This is a genomic window from Candidatus Vicinibacter affinis (assembly GCA_016714365.1).
GTDB classification, from domain to species: Bacteria; Bacteroidota; Bacteroidia; order Chitinophagales; family Saprospiraceae; genus Vicinibacter; species Vicinibacter affinis.
The window spans coordinates 1-13,800 of record JADJNH010000005.1 but is presented as its reverse complement, the minus strand read 5'-3'; the positions used below and the strand labels follow the sequence as shown (position 1 = coordinate 13,800).

The window sequence follows — 13,800 nt, the reverse complement described above, 5'->3', positions numbered from 1 at the left end:
ACTAATCCTATTGAAATGAAACGAAATAAAAAAATGATTAAGAAAATTTCCCCCATAATATTTTTCTTGATAATTCTATCAGGAAATTTATTTGCTCAAACGACAATTAATGTAAATGTAAATGCTAGTTCTAGCATATCTGTAATGAAGCCTATTTGGCGAGACCATTATGAAAATCATCTGATGGCTGGTTATGGAGGCAATCCAAACATTACAGGTCCGCACATTTCATTTCTAAACGACCCTTCTTTTGCAACTGAAATGGCAGAACTACAACCTCGATATATCAGAATTTCAATAGGAAGAATTGATAATCCTCCTGATACCAATTACTCCTCTACCAATACCAATGTGCTTCGCAACTTACCTTATGAATTTTATAAAGGCGGAAACAACATGGTGGATGCTAACAATTTATCTAACTATGATTTCACTTATATTGATTCGATGATTACCGCAGTTCAATCCATGGGGCTGAACCATTTATAACAATGGACTACATGCCTTTCACTTTAAGTTCAGATACTGTCCCTAATTACCAAGCAGCATTATCCATCATTTACAACTTAGCCTACGATAACAAAATTAGAAATTCACCTCCTTCTACGAATGCAATTTATGGAAGAGTCATGTACCAGTTGATAAAACATTGTTATACCAATTTTGGTGTCACCTATTTCGAACATTGGAATGAGCCTGATCAACAATGGGCAAATCCTATTATGGTAAAGTTTTTCTGGACTGGTGACGAATATGACCTCTATGACTCCTATGCTGCCATTGCAGATGAAGTGTCTGCAGATGTATCCTTGGCAAGTAATATAAAATTAGGAGGTTGCAGTTTTGCTTTTTACTCTTTTTTAACTTAATACCGATTCGTTTTTTACAAGAAGTGCAAGCAAATAATAAAAAGTTTGATTTTCTTTCCTTCCACCCATATTCTGATACACAATATAAAGGAGGATACGATAGTGCGAAAGTTGCTTTAGCCACGAGTTGGAGAAACACCTATGTGCCAAGCGCAGAGCTGATCAATGCTGAATGGGGGCGAATTGACCCAACAACGACAACCTATGGAGATTTGGATTATGGATTGAATAAAACCGAACATATCATTGATATGCTGGATAGAAATATTTCGATGTCACATGAAGTATGTCTTTTGATGCAGATTCATCAACTAACAATTTCTTAGTTTAGGAATGTATCGCGTTGGACCAATTTTTCCAAAACCATCGGCATATGTTTTCTATAATTTAAATAAAATGAATGATGCGCTAAATAGATTACCATTAACAATAAATCCCGGAATGTATGCCCTAGCTGGAAAAAGCAACACAAATGATAAAGTAGTAATTATCTTGCCTGCCGAAAACCCTGCATCTGGAAGCAATTCAGTAAACTTAACTGTGAGTAACTTGCCATGGGGAGCGGAAATTGTTATGCAAAACGCTATGAGCTAACTGAATCATCTTATTTAAGCGGAACAATTTTTAACCAAACGGAATCATCCATTTCTGCTGGAAGCGTTTTTACAGATACAGTCGTTTACTCTTCTATAGGTAATAGTGGACGATTAATTGTTTGGGAATTATCTTCCAATCCATTGTCGTCACTAGAGAATTTTACTTCTCGTCAAAATGATTTTACATTGTTCCCAAATCCGAATACTGGATCTTTTGAAATTAATTTTTCTTCAAATTCTGCAAAGACTAATAAAATCAACATCTATAATTCAATAGGTCAAATAGTATATGAAAAAATAGACATAAGTGTATCTGGGAATATAAAAATAGACTCGAACCTAAATAATGGTATTTATTTTCTTGGAATTGAAACTGAAAACGGTGTAAGATACTCTAAGTTTATAATTAATAAATGAAAAATATAATATTGCACGAACCGCTAACACGGGTTTGGCAAAAGTGGCGGTTTTATGCTCCGCAGACACATTTGTGGTTAATCAAAGTTTGGTTCTACGCATCAACATTTGTGGTGAAAATCGCCACCTTCGCCAAGCCCGAAACCGTTAGCACTCACCCTAAAAAACCGACACGACCGACAACAAATGAGCAGAAAATAAAAGACAAAATGCCAACGCTTCGTAAAATTAAAAGAGCTGCAAGCCGATACACAAGCCAACGCTTTTGCAGCACATTTAATTTTACCCAACCGCACCCAAGCCCACACACCACCCTGACAACTGACAAAATATTGATAACTTTTTATCTTGAAATGTGAGATATTAAATGACATTATTTTAAATTTGCCCTATAAAATAAATAAGTCATAAGTTTTATGAACAGAATTAAAGAAGTCTTGGAGGAAAAAGGAATTAAACAGAAATGGCTTGCAGAGCAGTTAGGTAAAAGCTATAATATGGTTAATTCTTATATTCAGAACAGACAACAACCGAGACTGGAAGTTTTATTTGAAATTGCTGAAATATTAGGTGTGGAAGCAAAAGAATTGCTAAGAAACAAAGTTGAATTAAAATGAAAGGAGCATTAACATACATTGAACCAAAAGCCATTCAACAGACTGTTGAAGAACCACTAATGCTTGAATTTGAAAAAAGGAAAAGTTGGGTTCATCAAGGCGAAAAAGAGATTGTAAATAAACTTAAAGTAATTTCGCTGTTTTCTGGAAGCGGTGGTTTGGATTTAGGTTTTTTAGCTACTGGTAAATTTGAAATCATTTTTGCAAATGACTTCAATTATTCTGCTTGTGAAACATATGCACATAATATTGGGAATCACATTATGTGTGAAGACATTTCAAAATTAAAGAAAATACCAAATGCAGATATAATTATTGGTGGTCCGCCTTGTCAAGGTTTTTCTACAGCGAATCCTTCACGTTCGTTTGACGACCCAAGAAACCAACTATTTAAAGAATATTCAAGAATTATTAAAGATGTCAAACCTAAACTTTTCTTAATGGAAAATGTATCAGGAATGGTAACGATGGAAAAAGGTAATGTCTTTAAATTAATAAAAAAAGAGTTAAGTAGTTGTGGCTATACTTTATATGATAGCCTTTTAAACGCTAAAGATTACGGAGTGCCACAAAGCAGACGAAGAATGATAATAATTGGTGTCAGAGATGACATAAATGCAAAATTTGAATTTCCAAAACCAACTCATAACGAAGAAAATTATGTCACTGTTGGTGCAACAATAATTGATAAACCAATACCAAAAACCAATCCTAATCACAAAGTAAGTAATATTACTGACCTTAACCTAAAACGTGTAAAACACATACCTGAAGGTGGGTCAATGAAAGATTGTCCAGAAAATCTTCAAAATAATAGCGATTTAAATAGAGCAATGAGAAGATTACATAGTAATAAAGAAAGCTATACTATTGTGCATAATAATTGTGACCATTATTATCACCCAACGGAAAACAGAAGAATAACTATTAGAGAAATGGCGAGGCTACAGGGATATCCTGACGATTATATATTTTTAGGAAGCAAATCAGAACAATCAAGACAAGTAGGAAATAGTGTTCCGGTAGGTCTTGGCAAAGCAGTTGCTAAATCAATTTTTAACTTTTTAAATAATCTTCAAAAATGAAAAAATACATAACACTTGAAAATAATATTTATGAGGCAACATTGATATTATCAACAGAAAAAACAAATGACGAGTTCGTTCCTATTAATAGAAAAACAGGTGTCGGTGGAGATAAAAATCATTTTTTTGTTGCGACTTCTCTTTATTCAGATTTTGAAAAATTCTTTCCAAAAATCTTAAAAGACAAAAAAGAAAATAAATCAAACAGAAATAATGTAAGAATTAAAAATTATTTCTCTATTTCAAACATTTTAAATGACTTAGATTTTATAAACAATGAAATCGAAAGAAATTATAAAGATGAAACTTCAATAGATACAAAAGATTTTTCTGAGACTATTTTCTCAATTGCAGAAGAACAAAATCTAAAAACAAATTTTTATATAGAATCTGATTTAGGTTCTGCTGGTAATGGTATCGGGTTTAAAAATTGGGACAACTCTTACAGTAACACTATAAAACATTTATTACTTCATACAACGAAAACAAAAGTTTATCTTTTTAAAAAGGATAATGATATCTGTTCTTATTTTGAGTTCAATCAACACTATTTAGCTCAAAATACGGAATCTAAATTGGATTTAAGTAATGAAAAGTTAATCCAAAAAATATTCTATGGTGCACCTGGTACAGGCAAGTCGCATAAGGTTAAAGAACTAGTTACAGGTAAAGAAGAAAGAACAGAAAGAGTTACATTTCATCCTGAATATGATTATTCTGCTTTTGTAGGTGGCTATAAGCCGACTATGGACGGAAAAGATATTCGATATGAATTCGTTCCTCAAGCATTTTCAAACATATATGTGAAGGCTTGGAATGATTTAGACAATGATTACTATTTAGTTATTGAGGAAATAAACCGAGGAAATTGTGCCGAAATATTTGGTGATATTTTTCAATTATTGGACAGAAACAATGATTATCATATAACTCCATCTAAAGAATTAAAAGAGTATTTAAATACAAAATTCATTGGTAATAATAAAACTGATGGTAACAAACTTATTCTACCACCAAACCTTAATATTTTGGCTACGATGAATACTTCTGACCAATCTTTGTTTCCAATGGATAGTGCTTTTAAAAGAAGATGGGACTGGGAGTATATTCCAATAAATTATGAAGACTCTGAAAACAACAAATCTTCAAAATTCAAAGTGCAACTTTCGGAAACAGAATCATTTTCTTGGCTTTCGTTTATTAAATCTGTGAATTCAGTTATTAAACAGAATGATAATTTGGGAATGGATAAATGTTTAGGAAATTATTTTATAAAACCAGAAACAGAGGAAATTGATATTGAAACCTTTGTCAATAAAGCAATTTTCTATTTGTGGAATGATGTTTTTAAAGATGAAATGGAAGAAAATAATATATTCTTAAACAAAACTACATATGAAGACTTTTTCCCTATTGAGCCAAACGGAATTGTAAAATTAAGGGAGATACTTGAAATCCTTAAAATTGATATAACAGCGGAGTTATGAAAATTCTGATTGAAGGAGAAAAATATGCATTAGAGTTACTTCAAGATATTTTTGATGACCCAAAATTTTATCATCAGGAAAATCGAGAAGCAACAATATTATCTGTTGGATATTATCATTCTTATGAAAAGGGCGAATTGGTATATATGTTACCCAAAGTTTTTATGGCTGACAGCCAAGAAACAGTTTTGGCATTACTAAAAAAGACCTTTTAGAATTAGAAAATTTAGAAACCTTTAAGCATAAAGACGAATATAACTGGATAAGACAAGTTTCAGTTTACTTTTATAACAGTTTATTGGAGTTCAGACGAAGAAATAGATTAACTGCAATTATACAAAGCTCTCTTTCCTCAAACCTTAATACAAATCTAGGAAAACAAGAATATTCGTATTTAGATTTACTTTTAAGTTTTGTTAATTTTTACAAGAAAAACAAGAGCAATATTCTATTTAAACACATTGAATTTAAGTCACAACAAGTTAGAAATCCTAATTGGGGAAGAACTATAAGTAAATCGTTACCTTTAATAACACAAGACAAACAACCTATTTATAATATTTATAGAAATAAGAAGAAAGTAATAAATACTGAGGAGGAACTAATGATTTATTTCTTTTCGATTTTGAACCATTTCAATATTGAACATCATTTACATCTCCAAATAGACAAGTCATACGAAATAATAAAAGGTTCTCAATTCAAATTATTGCAAAAGAATGGTTTGTCAAAATTGAGAAAAATAAAATATCGTTATTTTAACGATACACTTAAAAAAATGTATCACTTATGCGAAATTTACTTTTCACAGACAGACATAAGTAGTATCAGCCGAAAAAATGAAGAATTTATTTCAGTCAATAATTACAATCTCGTCTTTGAAGATATGATTGACAAGCTATTCACAGACCCAATAATTGAAAAGAAAACAGCAGACGGCACCACTTTGAAAAATTTGAAATACAATGATGATGGTAAAATAATTGACCACGTTTTTGACTACCAATCAATTTTAGACACAAGTGATATTTTTTATATTGGCGACTCTAAGTATTACAAATCGGACAACATTGCTGGTAAAGTTTCAAAATACAAACAGTTTAATTATGCTAAAAATGTTATTCAGTATAACATTGACCTATTGAACGAAACTGGAAAATATTACACTGAAAATTTAAGATATAGAGATGATTTAACCGAAGGTTATAACATAACCCCTAATTTTTTCATTTACGGTTATATAAGCGACTACAAGAACTTTGATAAAACAGAATTAAACGCAAAAGGCGACATTGTTAAATCGTTCCATTTTGAAAACAGACTATTTGATAGAGATACATTGTTTGTGCATCAATATAAAATTAATTTTCTGTACGTGTTAAAATCATACACTCAATTTGGTAAGCAGACTATAGAAAAATTTAGAACTGAAACCAAAACAATGTTTAGGAATAATTTTGTTGATTTTTTTTCAAACAAAGACAAATCTAAATTTGAACTTTACGAATATCAACAAGAAAATATTGCAGACTTTATAGAGACAAACTTTAGATTGCTAAATGGAAAGTGTTTTAAAACAATTGACAACAAATTAATTTTAGCAAAATATGACAGCGACACAATTGTAGATAAATTATTACACGACTTTAGACCTTTGAAACTAACATAAAGCCAACGCATTTGGTGGCACATTTGCAGTTTTTCCAACCGCACAAAGCCAAGCAAAAAACAGCAAAAGAGCCACCAAGCAACCGCACCAAGACAGACACGAAATGACAGCGAACAACCACGACAGAAAAGAAGGGCGAAGTGCTAACAGCACCTACAAGAAATTGGCGGTTCAGTGGTTAAATCAAGCTTTGTGCTTCGTATCAAGTTCAGTGCTGGCAGACAGTTTTGTGCTTCGAAATCGCCAACTTCTTGTAGCTGCAAACCGTTATAAGAAATTAATAAACCAAATAGTAACAAATTAAAACCATAATATAATGAAAAACATGAACATTTACAATCATTCTTACTCTATTTTAAGGTCTTTTCCAACTAAAGAAGTAAAAGTCTATGACGAAAACTATTTTAATCTTGAAGGTAATGGTACTGAACTTAATTCTTTTGGAATTAAAAACAACATAATTATTTTCAAAACAGATGTTAAATATTTACTGGAAAACAAAACTTTAACCCTAGAGTGGACATCAGAATTTAACGAATTAAAATTACCAAGTAACGTAAATGAAACATCAGATGAACTTAAAACCCTATTTGTAGAACTCATGTTTTTACACTATTCAAACTTATGTAATTTTGTTTATAGCAGCTACATGCAAGATCCTGCCCGTTTCCCATTTGTACTCGAAACAAAGAACATGCACACTTGCCTTGAATTTGTAGAGGAAAAACTTTCGGAGGCAAAATTGAACTAACATTACCTTTTATATAAAAATCTACCATATTAAGTAAAATTAAATTAACTAAATTCGGCTACAATATTTCCATCAATAGGAATATTAAACCCTTTTATAACTTCTATTGAAGATAAACTACTATTTTCGTCATTAAACAACTCTATATACATAAAAAATTAAATTCTTATAACATTGTATTCCCGACCATAGCTGCTTTCAACTTTGGTGAAAAATTCAACTTTATTTATGTATTCATCTTTTTTTTACTACTTTCGTAGCAGCTACGGCGTGAATACTTCGACGTTACCAGCAAGCGTAGGACGACCGACCCGACCACCAACAGACGACCAAAAAACGGCAGGCAATTTCGCTGTAACTTGACACAAACCGACCTGACTTTACCGACACTCAAGCCGACCCAAATGGGTTTAAAAAATTTTCCCACCGCACATTTAAAATAGTTTTCCCTCCCACATTTGGCACATTTGGTTTTGCCCCAACACACAAAGCCGACCCTTCGCAAAACCAAAAGAGCCAAATTTCCCAGCGCTTTTAAAAATATATTGGACAATAATATCCACTATTAAAAAAAGCACTTATCTTTGCACCGATAAAAAGTAAATTATGTTTTCAAAGGCTTGTGAATATGGTATTAGAGCTTCAATTTTCATTGCAGAGCAATCTTTGCTTGACAGAAAAGTGAGCTTGAAGGAAGTGGCAGAAGCTATTGAATCGCCCTCAGCATACACCTCCAAAATTTTGCAGCGATTATCCAAAAGCAACATTATTAATTCTGACAAAGGACCAACAGGTGGTTTTTCAATGGCCAAAAGTGAATTGGAAAAAGTGAAATTAAGTTCGATTGTTTATGCAATTGATGGAGATTCTGTTTACAATGGCTGTGGTTTGGGTTTAAAACAATGCAATGCGGATAAACCTTGTCCTGTGCACAATCAATTTAAAGTCATAAGAGATGAACTTAAAAAAATGCTTGAAACTACTACTGTAAAAACTTTGGCAATGGATTTTGAGAAGGGCTTAACATTTTTAAAACGATAAAAAATTTGAATAAATAGTGGACAATAATATCCAATATAAATAAGAAATGGAAACAAAAAATATATTCAGCGAATCAGGCATTATCCTCACACTATTGCTGATAGCAATACCAGTAATTGTTGCTTCGATATTGGTAATCATTAAAGCCAAGAATATTCTAAAGAAATTCTTGAAGAAAAAGAACTCGAAAAGTTTAATGAGTATTTGAAAAGTTTAAGCCCCGAAGAAGTTCAAAAATTAGAGCAACGAAAAAAGAACTTGAATTTTCGCTTTCTAATATTGAATTAGCTGGCGATACGACACCTATAGACGAAAAAGGATTAATTGACAATGTAAGCGAAGCAAGTTCATTGCGATTTATTGAACAAAAGAAGAAAAGTCAAGCAAGACCTTATATTGAACCAGACTTAACCAAACTCATTCTATGGTATTTAGGTTGTGCCACTTTTTGGTTGTTGTTTGGAACTACTGTTGGTGAATATGTAGGGATTAAATTTGTTGCTCCAGATGTTGACCAATACAGTTGGTTGAGTTTTGGAAGATTACGACCTGTACACACTAACGCTGTATTTTGGGGCTGGGCATCTTTGGCAATGTTGGGCTTGGCATATTATGTCATTCCAAGAGTGAGCAATGTACCAATTGCAAGTATAAAAACGGGTTATCGAACTCTCATTCTCATAAACACTTCAGTTGTACTTGGTAGTTTGTTCCTAATGGCTGGCATCAACAATGGCGGTGGCGAATACCGAGAATACATTTGGCCAGTGATGGCTTTCTTTGGTATTGGTGTTATCATTTCGCTAAGAAATTTTTACAAAACCATAGCCAAAAGAACAACCAAAGAAATTTATGTTTCTAATTGGTACATCATTTCTGCTATGATGTTTCTATTGGTGATTGCCGTAATTGCGTATTGGCCAAGTTGGCAAAATGGCTTAGGTGAAACAATTATACAAGGTTACTATATGCACCAAGGTGTGGGTATGTGGTTTATGCTTTTCAATCTTGGACTAATGTATTATTTCCTTCCCCAACAATTAAACAAGCCCATCTACTCATACAGTTTGGGAATCTTGGCGTTTTGGGTTCAAATCCTATTTTATACTTTAATAGGAACGCATCATTTTATTTTTAGTGCTATTCCTTGGTGGTTACAGACTGTTGCCATTGTTGGTAGTGCAGGAATGATAATACCAGTTGTTGCAGGTACTACAAACTTTTTTAATGACTTTTAAAGGCTCGTGGCACAAACTTTCAGGCAGCTATACTTTACCATTTTATTTGATTGGTATTATTTTCTACTTCACGGGTTCTTTACAAGGAACTGCTGAAGCTTTCAAGTTTACCAATTTAATATGGCACTTTACCGATTTTACTGTAGCTCATTCACATCTCACAATGTATGGCATTATCTGCTTTATGCTTTGGGGCTTTATTTATACCGTTGTACCACGATTGACAGGAAAAGAACCTCCTCAAATTACAGTTGGTGCTCATTTTTGGTTAGCATTAATTGGATTGTTGTTCTACACATTCCCATTAATGTACGGTTCAACACTCAGGGGTTTAATGTGGATGGAAGGTGCCAAATCATTTATTGAAAGTGTAGAATTGATGGCTCCCTATTGGTTATGGCGAGCTATTGGTGGTTCATTGATGTGGCTATCTCATATTTTGTTTGCCTATAATTTTTATGTAATGGTAAAAGAAAGTAGAAATAGAAATACCGAGCTCTCCGAAAGACATTCTAAATGCAAAGGTTGAACTGGACAATCAAGAAGTAACAAATTAATATATACGAAATGGAATTTTTCGACAATCATAAAAAGCTATTCAGAACGGCACTAGGACTATTTGTTGGGCTAACAATAATTGTTGCCATAATGCCTGCTATCAATAATCAGGAAAACAATGCTCCTTTGCCCGGATATGAGCCATTGAGTCAAGAAGCATATCTTGGTAAAAAAAGTTTTATTGCCAACGGCTGTGTGGCTTGTCATACCCAACAAGTTAGAAATGTAGATATGGACAATGTTTGGGGCAGCAGACCCGGTATACCAGCCGATTATGCGGGTATTTCGAGAATAGATTTTTGGACAAACACTGCTACATTAATGGGTACGGAAAGAACAGGCCCCGATTTAACCAATATAGGTTTAAGACAGCCGAGCTTAACTTGGAATTTATTGCACCTCTACCAACCCAGAGCCGTAGTAGAAAAATCAATAATGCCAGCTTACCCTTGGCTATTTGAATTGAAAAATGAGTTAGGCGAAAAGATGTTGAAGTAGTAGTGCCTGATGCGTACAGAAAAGGAATTAGCGGAAGAATTGTTGCCACGCAAGAAGCACTCCAATTAGTAGCGTATCTCCAAAGCCTAAAACAAACGCCACTACCTGATGGTAAATTACCTATGGAATTTTTGTACAAGAAAAAGAAATTCCTGTGGTAGTAAATGGAAATAATGCTAACCTACCTGATGGCAAATTATTGTACACTAATAATTGTATGAGTTGCCACCAAGCCAATGGCGAAGGACTTAAAGGTGCTTTCCCATCATTAAAGGGTAGCCCGATAGTTCTGGGTGATGATCTCGAATTATTAGTCAACATTATAATGCTTGGTTATGATGCAAGACCAGAATATGCAGTGATGAATGCAGTAGGCTTGGATAATAACCTCACTCCCGAAGAAGTTACCGCCATTATTAATCACGAAAAAACAAGTTGGGGTAATAATGCCAAAACAGTAACTCCCGAAGAAGTAAAAAAGCTTATGGATTTTATAAAATTAACATCTAACAAATAACAAGATGAAAGTAAAATATCTCCTATCCGTACTTATCATTTTTATAGCTCAAATAGCTATCGCTTGTCCTGTTTGCGAAAAGCAACAACCTAAAATAACGCAAGGATTAACTCACGGTGCCGGGCCTCAAAGTAATTGGGATTGGGTAATTATCGCCATTATCTCCGTCATCACCATTTTAACGCTGATTTACTCCATAAAATATCTAGTAAAACCCGGTGAAAAAAATGAAGACCATATCAAACAATCAATCTTAAGCAATTAAATAAGATGGAAGAATATAAAAGCAAGATTAAACTTTTTGTGGATGATGAACAACAACCCATAGCTGAGTTGGTTCCACCGGTGCAATTTGATTTTGACACCAGCAAATTAACAGATGGCGAGCACACCTTAAAACTCATTAGCAAATCACCCACAGGCAGAGAAGGTATAAGGAAAATAAAATTTATTGTCAAAAATGGTCCTGCTATCTCCGTAGAAGGATTGAGTGATAATGGCGTAGTTGACGGAGTTATTCCGTTGATGATAAATGCTTATGACAAGGGCAATCAAAAAAAATTCCTTATTGAAGGTAGTGAAACTCCGCAAAGTATCCTGAGTTGGCTTTGGATTTTGCTCATTGCTTTTTGGGTTGGGCAGCATTTTATATCATCACAAATTTTAGTCTGTAATTCAATAAAAATAGAAATGGCTAACAAGGAAATTTGGTTAGAGACATTAATCACCGACACCCCTCAAGAAGGTAGAGAATTAGCTATAAAAATGGCAAGAAAGTCTATCGCAGCCATACAAACAGATGCCGAAACAAGAGAAAAATTAAGAAGCGATTATGCCAATGATACCGCACAACTTATTGCTTCTGCCAATGTCATTGCTATCGAGTTTCAGACTATTGCTGCAGCGAATAATTATTGGAAAACTGAAAAATAAATTTAATAATGAAAGACATACTAAATCTTGATGATGTTAAAAGGTGGTGGATTGTTTCTACGATAAAGTACGAAATGACGAACAATTGAAAGATGTTTTCAATAATGTAATTCAAGACCGTTGGCCTGCACATTTGGAAAAAATGTACCGCTTTTGGCAAACGGTTTTGTTGGATGAACACACCTATCACGGCAGTCCGTTTTTGCCGCACGCAAAACTTCCTGTTGGCATTGAACATTTCAACCAATGGTTAAAATTGTTTTACGAAACTGTTGATGAAAATTTTGAAGGTGAAAAAGCAGAACGAATGAAGTGGCAAGGACAACGAATGGCTGAAATGTTTCATTCAAAATTGAGTATTACAAAAAACAATCCTTCCATTCCATTGCTATGACAGTTGTAAAAATGCCCATAGCTCTTATTTGCACTTTCCTATGGATTGGGTTTGTTTGTGCCATCAGCTTATGGAAGCCTGGCTCAAATTCCGTGCTCCAGGAATTAGTGTGCCTTTGGGATTAGGCATGGAAGATTGGTTTTTAATGCCCTCAATAAAGTTGAATTGGTATTTGCTTTGATTGTCATCATCAACATTTTTATAATACATCTGAAATTCTGGAAATGGCAAAATCTGTTTTTTGCCTTCCTGTTATTCTTTTTATTAATTCAAACTTTTTGGCTATACCTGCATTAGATGCAAGAGCAGAATTACATATACAAGGTCAAATTGTACCTCCTTCCAATCTGCATTTTTATTATGTAGGACTTAGAATTCGTTAAAGTAGCAAGTCTAACATTTTTTGGTATAACACTTCTTAAAAACACAACAATATGAGCAACGAAAAAATCATCAATGATATTGAAACAAAATATCAGCAATTGGGTGAAAATCCCGAAACGTATCTAAAAGGATTGCTTCACGCAAAACCAATCAACTATTGGGATTATGTAGAAGCAGACACGCTACTTTCTTTAAAACCAAGAACCAATTTCAAGGACGAAGAAATCTTTATTATGTATCATCAAGTAACGGAGCTTTTCCTTAAAATGATGGTTCACGAAATAAAGCAATTGGTTTATGAACCTTTTAATGAAGATGTTTGGTTGAAAAAATTAGAGATTGAACCGCTACACGAATATGCTTATAGGTTCGTTTGATGTAATGAAATACGGAATGAATTATGATGACTATAATACTTTTCGCAGCGGCAACACCAGCTGATGGTTTTCAGTCGGTTACATTTCGCTTAATCGAAATCTACTGCACCCGCTTAGTAAATCTAATCAATGAAGAAGGCAAGCAACGAATTTCAGACACACCTACTAGCAGAGAAGTTAGAAGAATACTTAGAGCATATCAGTATTGAAAGATGCTGGATTCAAAATAGAGAAACCGGCAAAAGTCACCTACCCTATTGCAGCTTGAAGAAAAGTATTTGACCGATTAGTTGCAATGGCAACAAAACGAAAGGCTCTATATCGGAAGATAAAGTTTTGAAAATGCAAAATTGTTCGGAAGCATTGAAA

The 13,800-nt window shown here is 33.5% G+C and carries 17 protein-coding genes and 5 pseudogenes; all 22 read left to right on the top strand.

Annotation, left to right across the window (positions count from 1 at the left end; translation table 11 throughout):
- The first annotated feature begins 15 nt into the window (after window positions 1-15).
- Window positions 16-489 carry a hypothetical protein gene (locus IPJ53_00420; GenBank protein MBK7797553.1) on the top strand — a complete coding sequence of 158 codons (474 nt, stop codon included), beginning with the start codon at window positions 16-18 and terminating at the stop codon, window positions 487-489.
- A gap of 11 nt (window positions 490-500) precedes the next feature.
- Window positions 501-869: a hypothetical protein gene (locus IPJ53_00415; GenBank protein ID MBK7797552.1), complete on the top strand. Its 369-nt coding sequence runs from the start codon at window positions 501-503 to the stop codon at window positions 867-869.
- The gene (locus tag IPJ53_00410; GenBank protein MBK7797551.1) at window positions 836-1,195 is read left to right on the top strand and encodes a hypothetical protein; all 360 of its coding nucleotides are present in this window, start codon (window positions 836-838) and stop codon (window positions 1,193-1,195) included. The genes IPJ53_00415 and IPJ53_00410 overlap by 34 nt, the downstream gene beginning before the upstream one ends.
- A 7-nt stretch (window positions 1,196-1,202) precedes the next feature.
- The gene (locus IPJ53_00405; protein MBK7797550.1) at window positions 1,203-1,463 is read left to right on the top strand and encodes a hypothetical protein; all 261 of its coding nucleotides are present in this window, start codon (window positions 1,203-1,205) and stop codon (window positions 1,461-1,463) included.
- Complete coding sequence (locus tag IPJ53_00400; protein ID MBK7797549.1) at window positions 1,424-1,882, top strand: T9SS type A sorting domain-containing protein; 459 nt, start codon at window positions 1,424-1,426, stop codon at window positions 1,880-1,882. The genes IPJ53_00405 and IPJ53_00400 overlap by 40 nt, the downstream gene beginning before the upstream one ends.
- Entirely contained in the window at window positions 1,879-2,241 is a 363-nt protein-coding gene (locus IPJ53_00395) for a hypothetical protein (GenBank protein ID MBK7797548.1), read from the top strand. The genes IPJ53_00400 and IPJ53_00395 overlap by 4 nt, the downstream gene beginning before the upstream one ends.
- A 57-nt stretch (window positions 2,242-2,298) precedes the next feature.
- Entirely contained in the window at window positions 2,299-2,499 is a 201-nt protein-coding gene (locus IPJ53_00390) for a helix-turn-helix transcriptional regulator (GenBank protein MBK7797547.1), read from the top strand.
- Window positions 2,496-3,584, top strand: coding sequence for a DNA cytosine methyltransferase (locus IPJ53_00385; protein MBK7797546.1), 1,089 nt, complete (start codon window positions 2,496-2,498; stop codon window positions 3,582-3,584). Before IPJ53_00390 ends, IPJ53_00385 begins: the two co-directional genes overlap by 4 nt.
- Window positions 3,581-5,071, top strand: a complete 1,491-nt coding sequence (locus IPJ53_00380) for an AAA family ATPase (protein ID MBK7797545.1) — start codon at window positions 3,581-3,583, stop codon at window positions 5,069-5,071. Before IPJ53_00385 ends, IPJ53_00380 begins: the two co-directional genes overlap by 4 nt.
- Complete coding sequence (locus IPJ53_00375) at window positions 5,068-5,286, top strand: hypothetical protein (GenBank protein ID MBK7797544.1); 219 nt, start codon at window positions 5,068-5,070, stop codon at window positions 5,284-5,286. The genes IPJ53_00380 and IPJ53_00375 overlap by 4 nt, the downstream gene beginning before the upstream one ends.
- A 518-nt stretch (window positions 5,287-5,804) precedes the next feature.
- Window positions 5,805-6,740 carry a hypothetical protein gene (locus IPJ53_00370; protein MBK7797543.1) on the top strand — a complete coding sequence of 312 codons (936 nt, stop codon included), beginning with the start codon at window positions 5,805-5,807 and terminating at the stop codon, window positions 6,738-6,740.
- Window positions 6,741-6,843: 103 nt separating this feature from the next.
- Window positions 6,844-7,044, top strand: coding sequence for a hypothetical protein (locus IPJ53_00365; protein MBK7797542.1), 201 nt, complete (start codon window positions 6,844-6,846; stop codon window positions 7,042-7,044).
- A 12-nt stretch (window positions 7,045-7,056) separates the two neighbouring features.
- Window positions 7,057-7,491: a hypothetical protein gene (locus IPJ53_00360; GenBank protein ID MBK7797541.1), complete on the top strand. Its 435-nt coding sequence runs from the start codon at window positions 7,057-7,059 to the stop codon at window positions 7,489-7,491.
- Between the two features lie 606 nt (window positions 7,492-8,097).
- Entirely contained in the window at window positions 8,098-8,532 is a 435-nt protein-coding gene (locus IPJ53_00355; protein ID MBK7797540.1) for an Rrf2 family transcriptional regulator, read from the top strand.
- Window positions 8,533-8,578: 46 nt separating this feature from the next.
- Window positions 8,579-10,327, top strand: a pseudogene (locus tag IPJ53_00350) (cbb3-type cytochrome c oxidase subunit I).
- A 10-nt stretch (window positions 10,328-10,337) separates the two neighbouring features.
- A pseudogene (locus tag IPJ53_00345) lies at window positions 10,338-11,343 on the top strand (cytochrome c).
- Window positions 11,344-11,347: 4 nt separating this feature from the next.
- Complete coding sequence (locus IPJ53_00340; GenBank protein ID MBK7797539.1) at window positions 11,348-11,608, top strand: hypothetical protein; 261 nt, start codon at window positions 11,348-11,350, stop codon at window positions 11,606-11,608.
- Window positions 11,609-11,613: 5 nt separating this feature from the next.
- Window positions 11,614-12,017, top strand: a pseudogene (locus IPJ53_00335) (cytochrome C).
- Between the two features lie 16 nt (window positions 12,018-12,033).
- Window positions 12,034-12,276: a hexameric tyrosine-coordinated heme protein gene (locus IPJ53_00330; GenBank protein ID MBK7797538.1), complete on the top strand. Its 243-nt coding sequence runs from the start codon at window positions 12,034-12,036 to the stop codon at window positions 12,274-12,276.
- A gap of 8 nt (window positions 12,277-12,284) precedes the next feature.
- Window positions 12,285-12,670: pseudogene (locus IPJ53_00325) on the top strand (group III truncated hemoglobin).
- Window positions 12,667-13,108: pseudogene (locus IPJ53_00320) on the top strand (hypothetical protein). Before IPJ53_00325 ends, IPJ53_00320 begins: the two co-directional pseudogenes overlap by 4 nt.
- A complete protein-coding gene (locus tag IPJ53_00315) occupies window positions 13,105-13,431 on the top strand; it encodes a hypothetical protein (GenBank protein ID MBK7797537.1) in 327 nt (108 codons plus the stop codon). Before IPJ53_00320 ends, IPJ53_00315 begins: the two are co-directional and overlap by 4 nt.
- Window positions 13,432-13,800 lie beyond the last annotated feature (369 nt).

Coding starts and splice junctions, on each gene's coding strand:
- IPJ53_00380 (MBK7797545.1), top strand. CDS start 3,581: ATGAAAAAATACATAACACTTGAAAATAATATTTATGAGGCAACATTG.
- IPJ53_00330 (MBK7797538.1), top strand. CDS start 12,034: ATGGCTAACAAGGAAATTTGGTTAGAGACATTAATCACCGACACCCCT.
- IPJ53_00340 (MBK7797539.1), top strand. CDS start 11,348: ATGAAAGTAAAATATCTCCTATCCGTACTTATCATTTTTATAGCTCAA.
- IPJ53_00420 (MBK7797553.1), top strand. CDS start 16: ATGAAACGAAATAAAAAAATGATTAAGAAAATTTCCCCCATAATATTT.
- IPJ53_00405 (MBK7797550.1), top strand. CDS start 1,203: ATGTATCGCGTTGGACCAATTTTTCCAAAACCATCGGCATATGTTTTC.
- IPJ53_00375 (MBK7797544.1), top strand. CDS start 5,068: ATGAAAATTCTGATTGAAGGAGAAAAATATGCATTAGAGTTACTTCAA.
- IPJ53_00355 (MBK7797540.1), top strand. CDS start 8,098: ATGTTTTCAAAGGCTTGTGAATATGGTATTAGAGCTTCAATTTTCATT.
- IPJ53_00360 (MBK7797541.1), top strand. CDS start 7,057: ATGAAAAACATGAACATTTACAATCATTCTTACTCTATTTTAAGGTCT.
- IPJ53_00400 (MBK7797549.1), top strand. CDS start 1,424: ATGGGGAGCGGAAATTGTTATGCAAAACGCTATGAGCTAACTGAATCA.
- IPJ53_00415 (MBK7797552.1), top strand. CDS start 501: ATGCCTTTCACTTTAAGTTCAGATACTGTCCCTAATTACCAAGCAGCA.
- IPJ53_00365 (MBK7797542.1), top strand. CDS start 6,844: ATGACAGCGAACAACCACGACAGAAAAGAAGGGCGAAGTGCTAACAGC.
- IPJ53_00390 (MBK7797547.1), top strand. CDS start 2,299: ATGAACAGAATTAAAGAAGTCTTGGAGGAAAAAGGAATTAAACAGAAA.
- IPJ53_00385 (MBK7797546.1), top strand. CDS start 2,496: ATGAAAGGAGCATTAACATACATTGAACCAAAAGCCATTCAACAGACT.
- IPJ53_00315 (MBK7797537.1), top strand. CDS start 13,105: ATGAGCAACGAAAAAATCATCAATGATATTGAAACAAAATATCAGCAA.
- IPJ53_00395 (MBK7797548.1), top strand. CDS start 1,879: ATGAAAAATATAATATTGCACGAACCGCTAACACGGGTTTGGCAAAAG.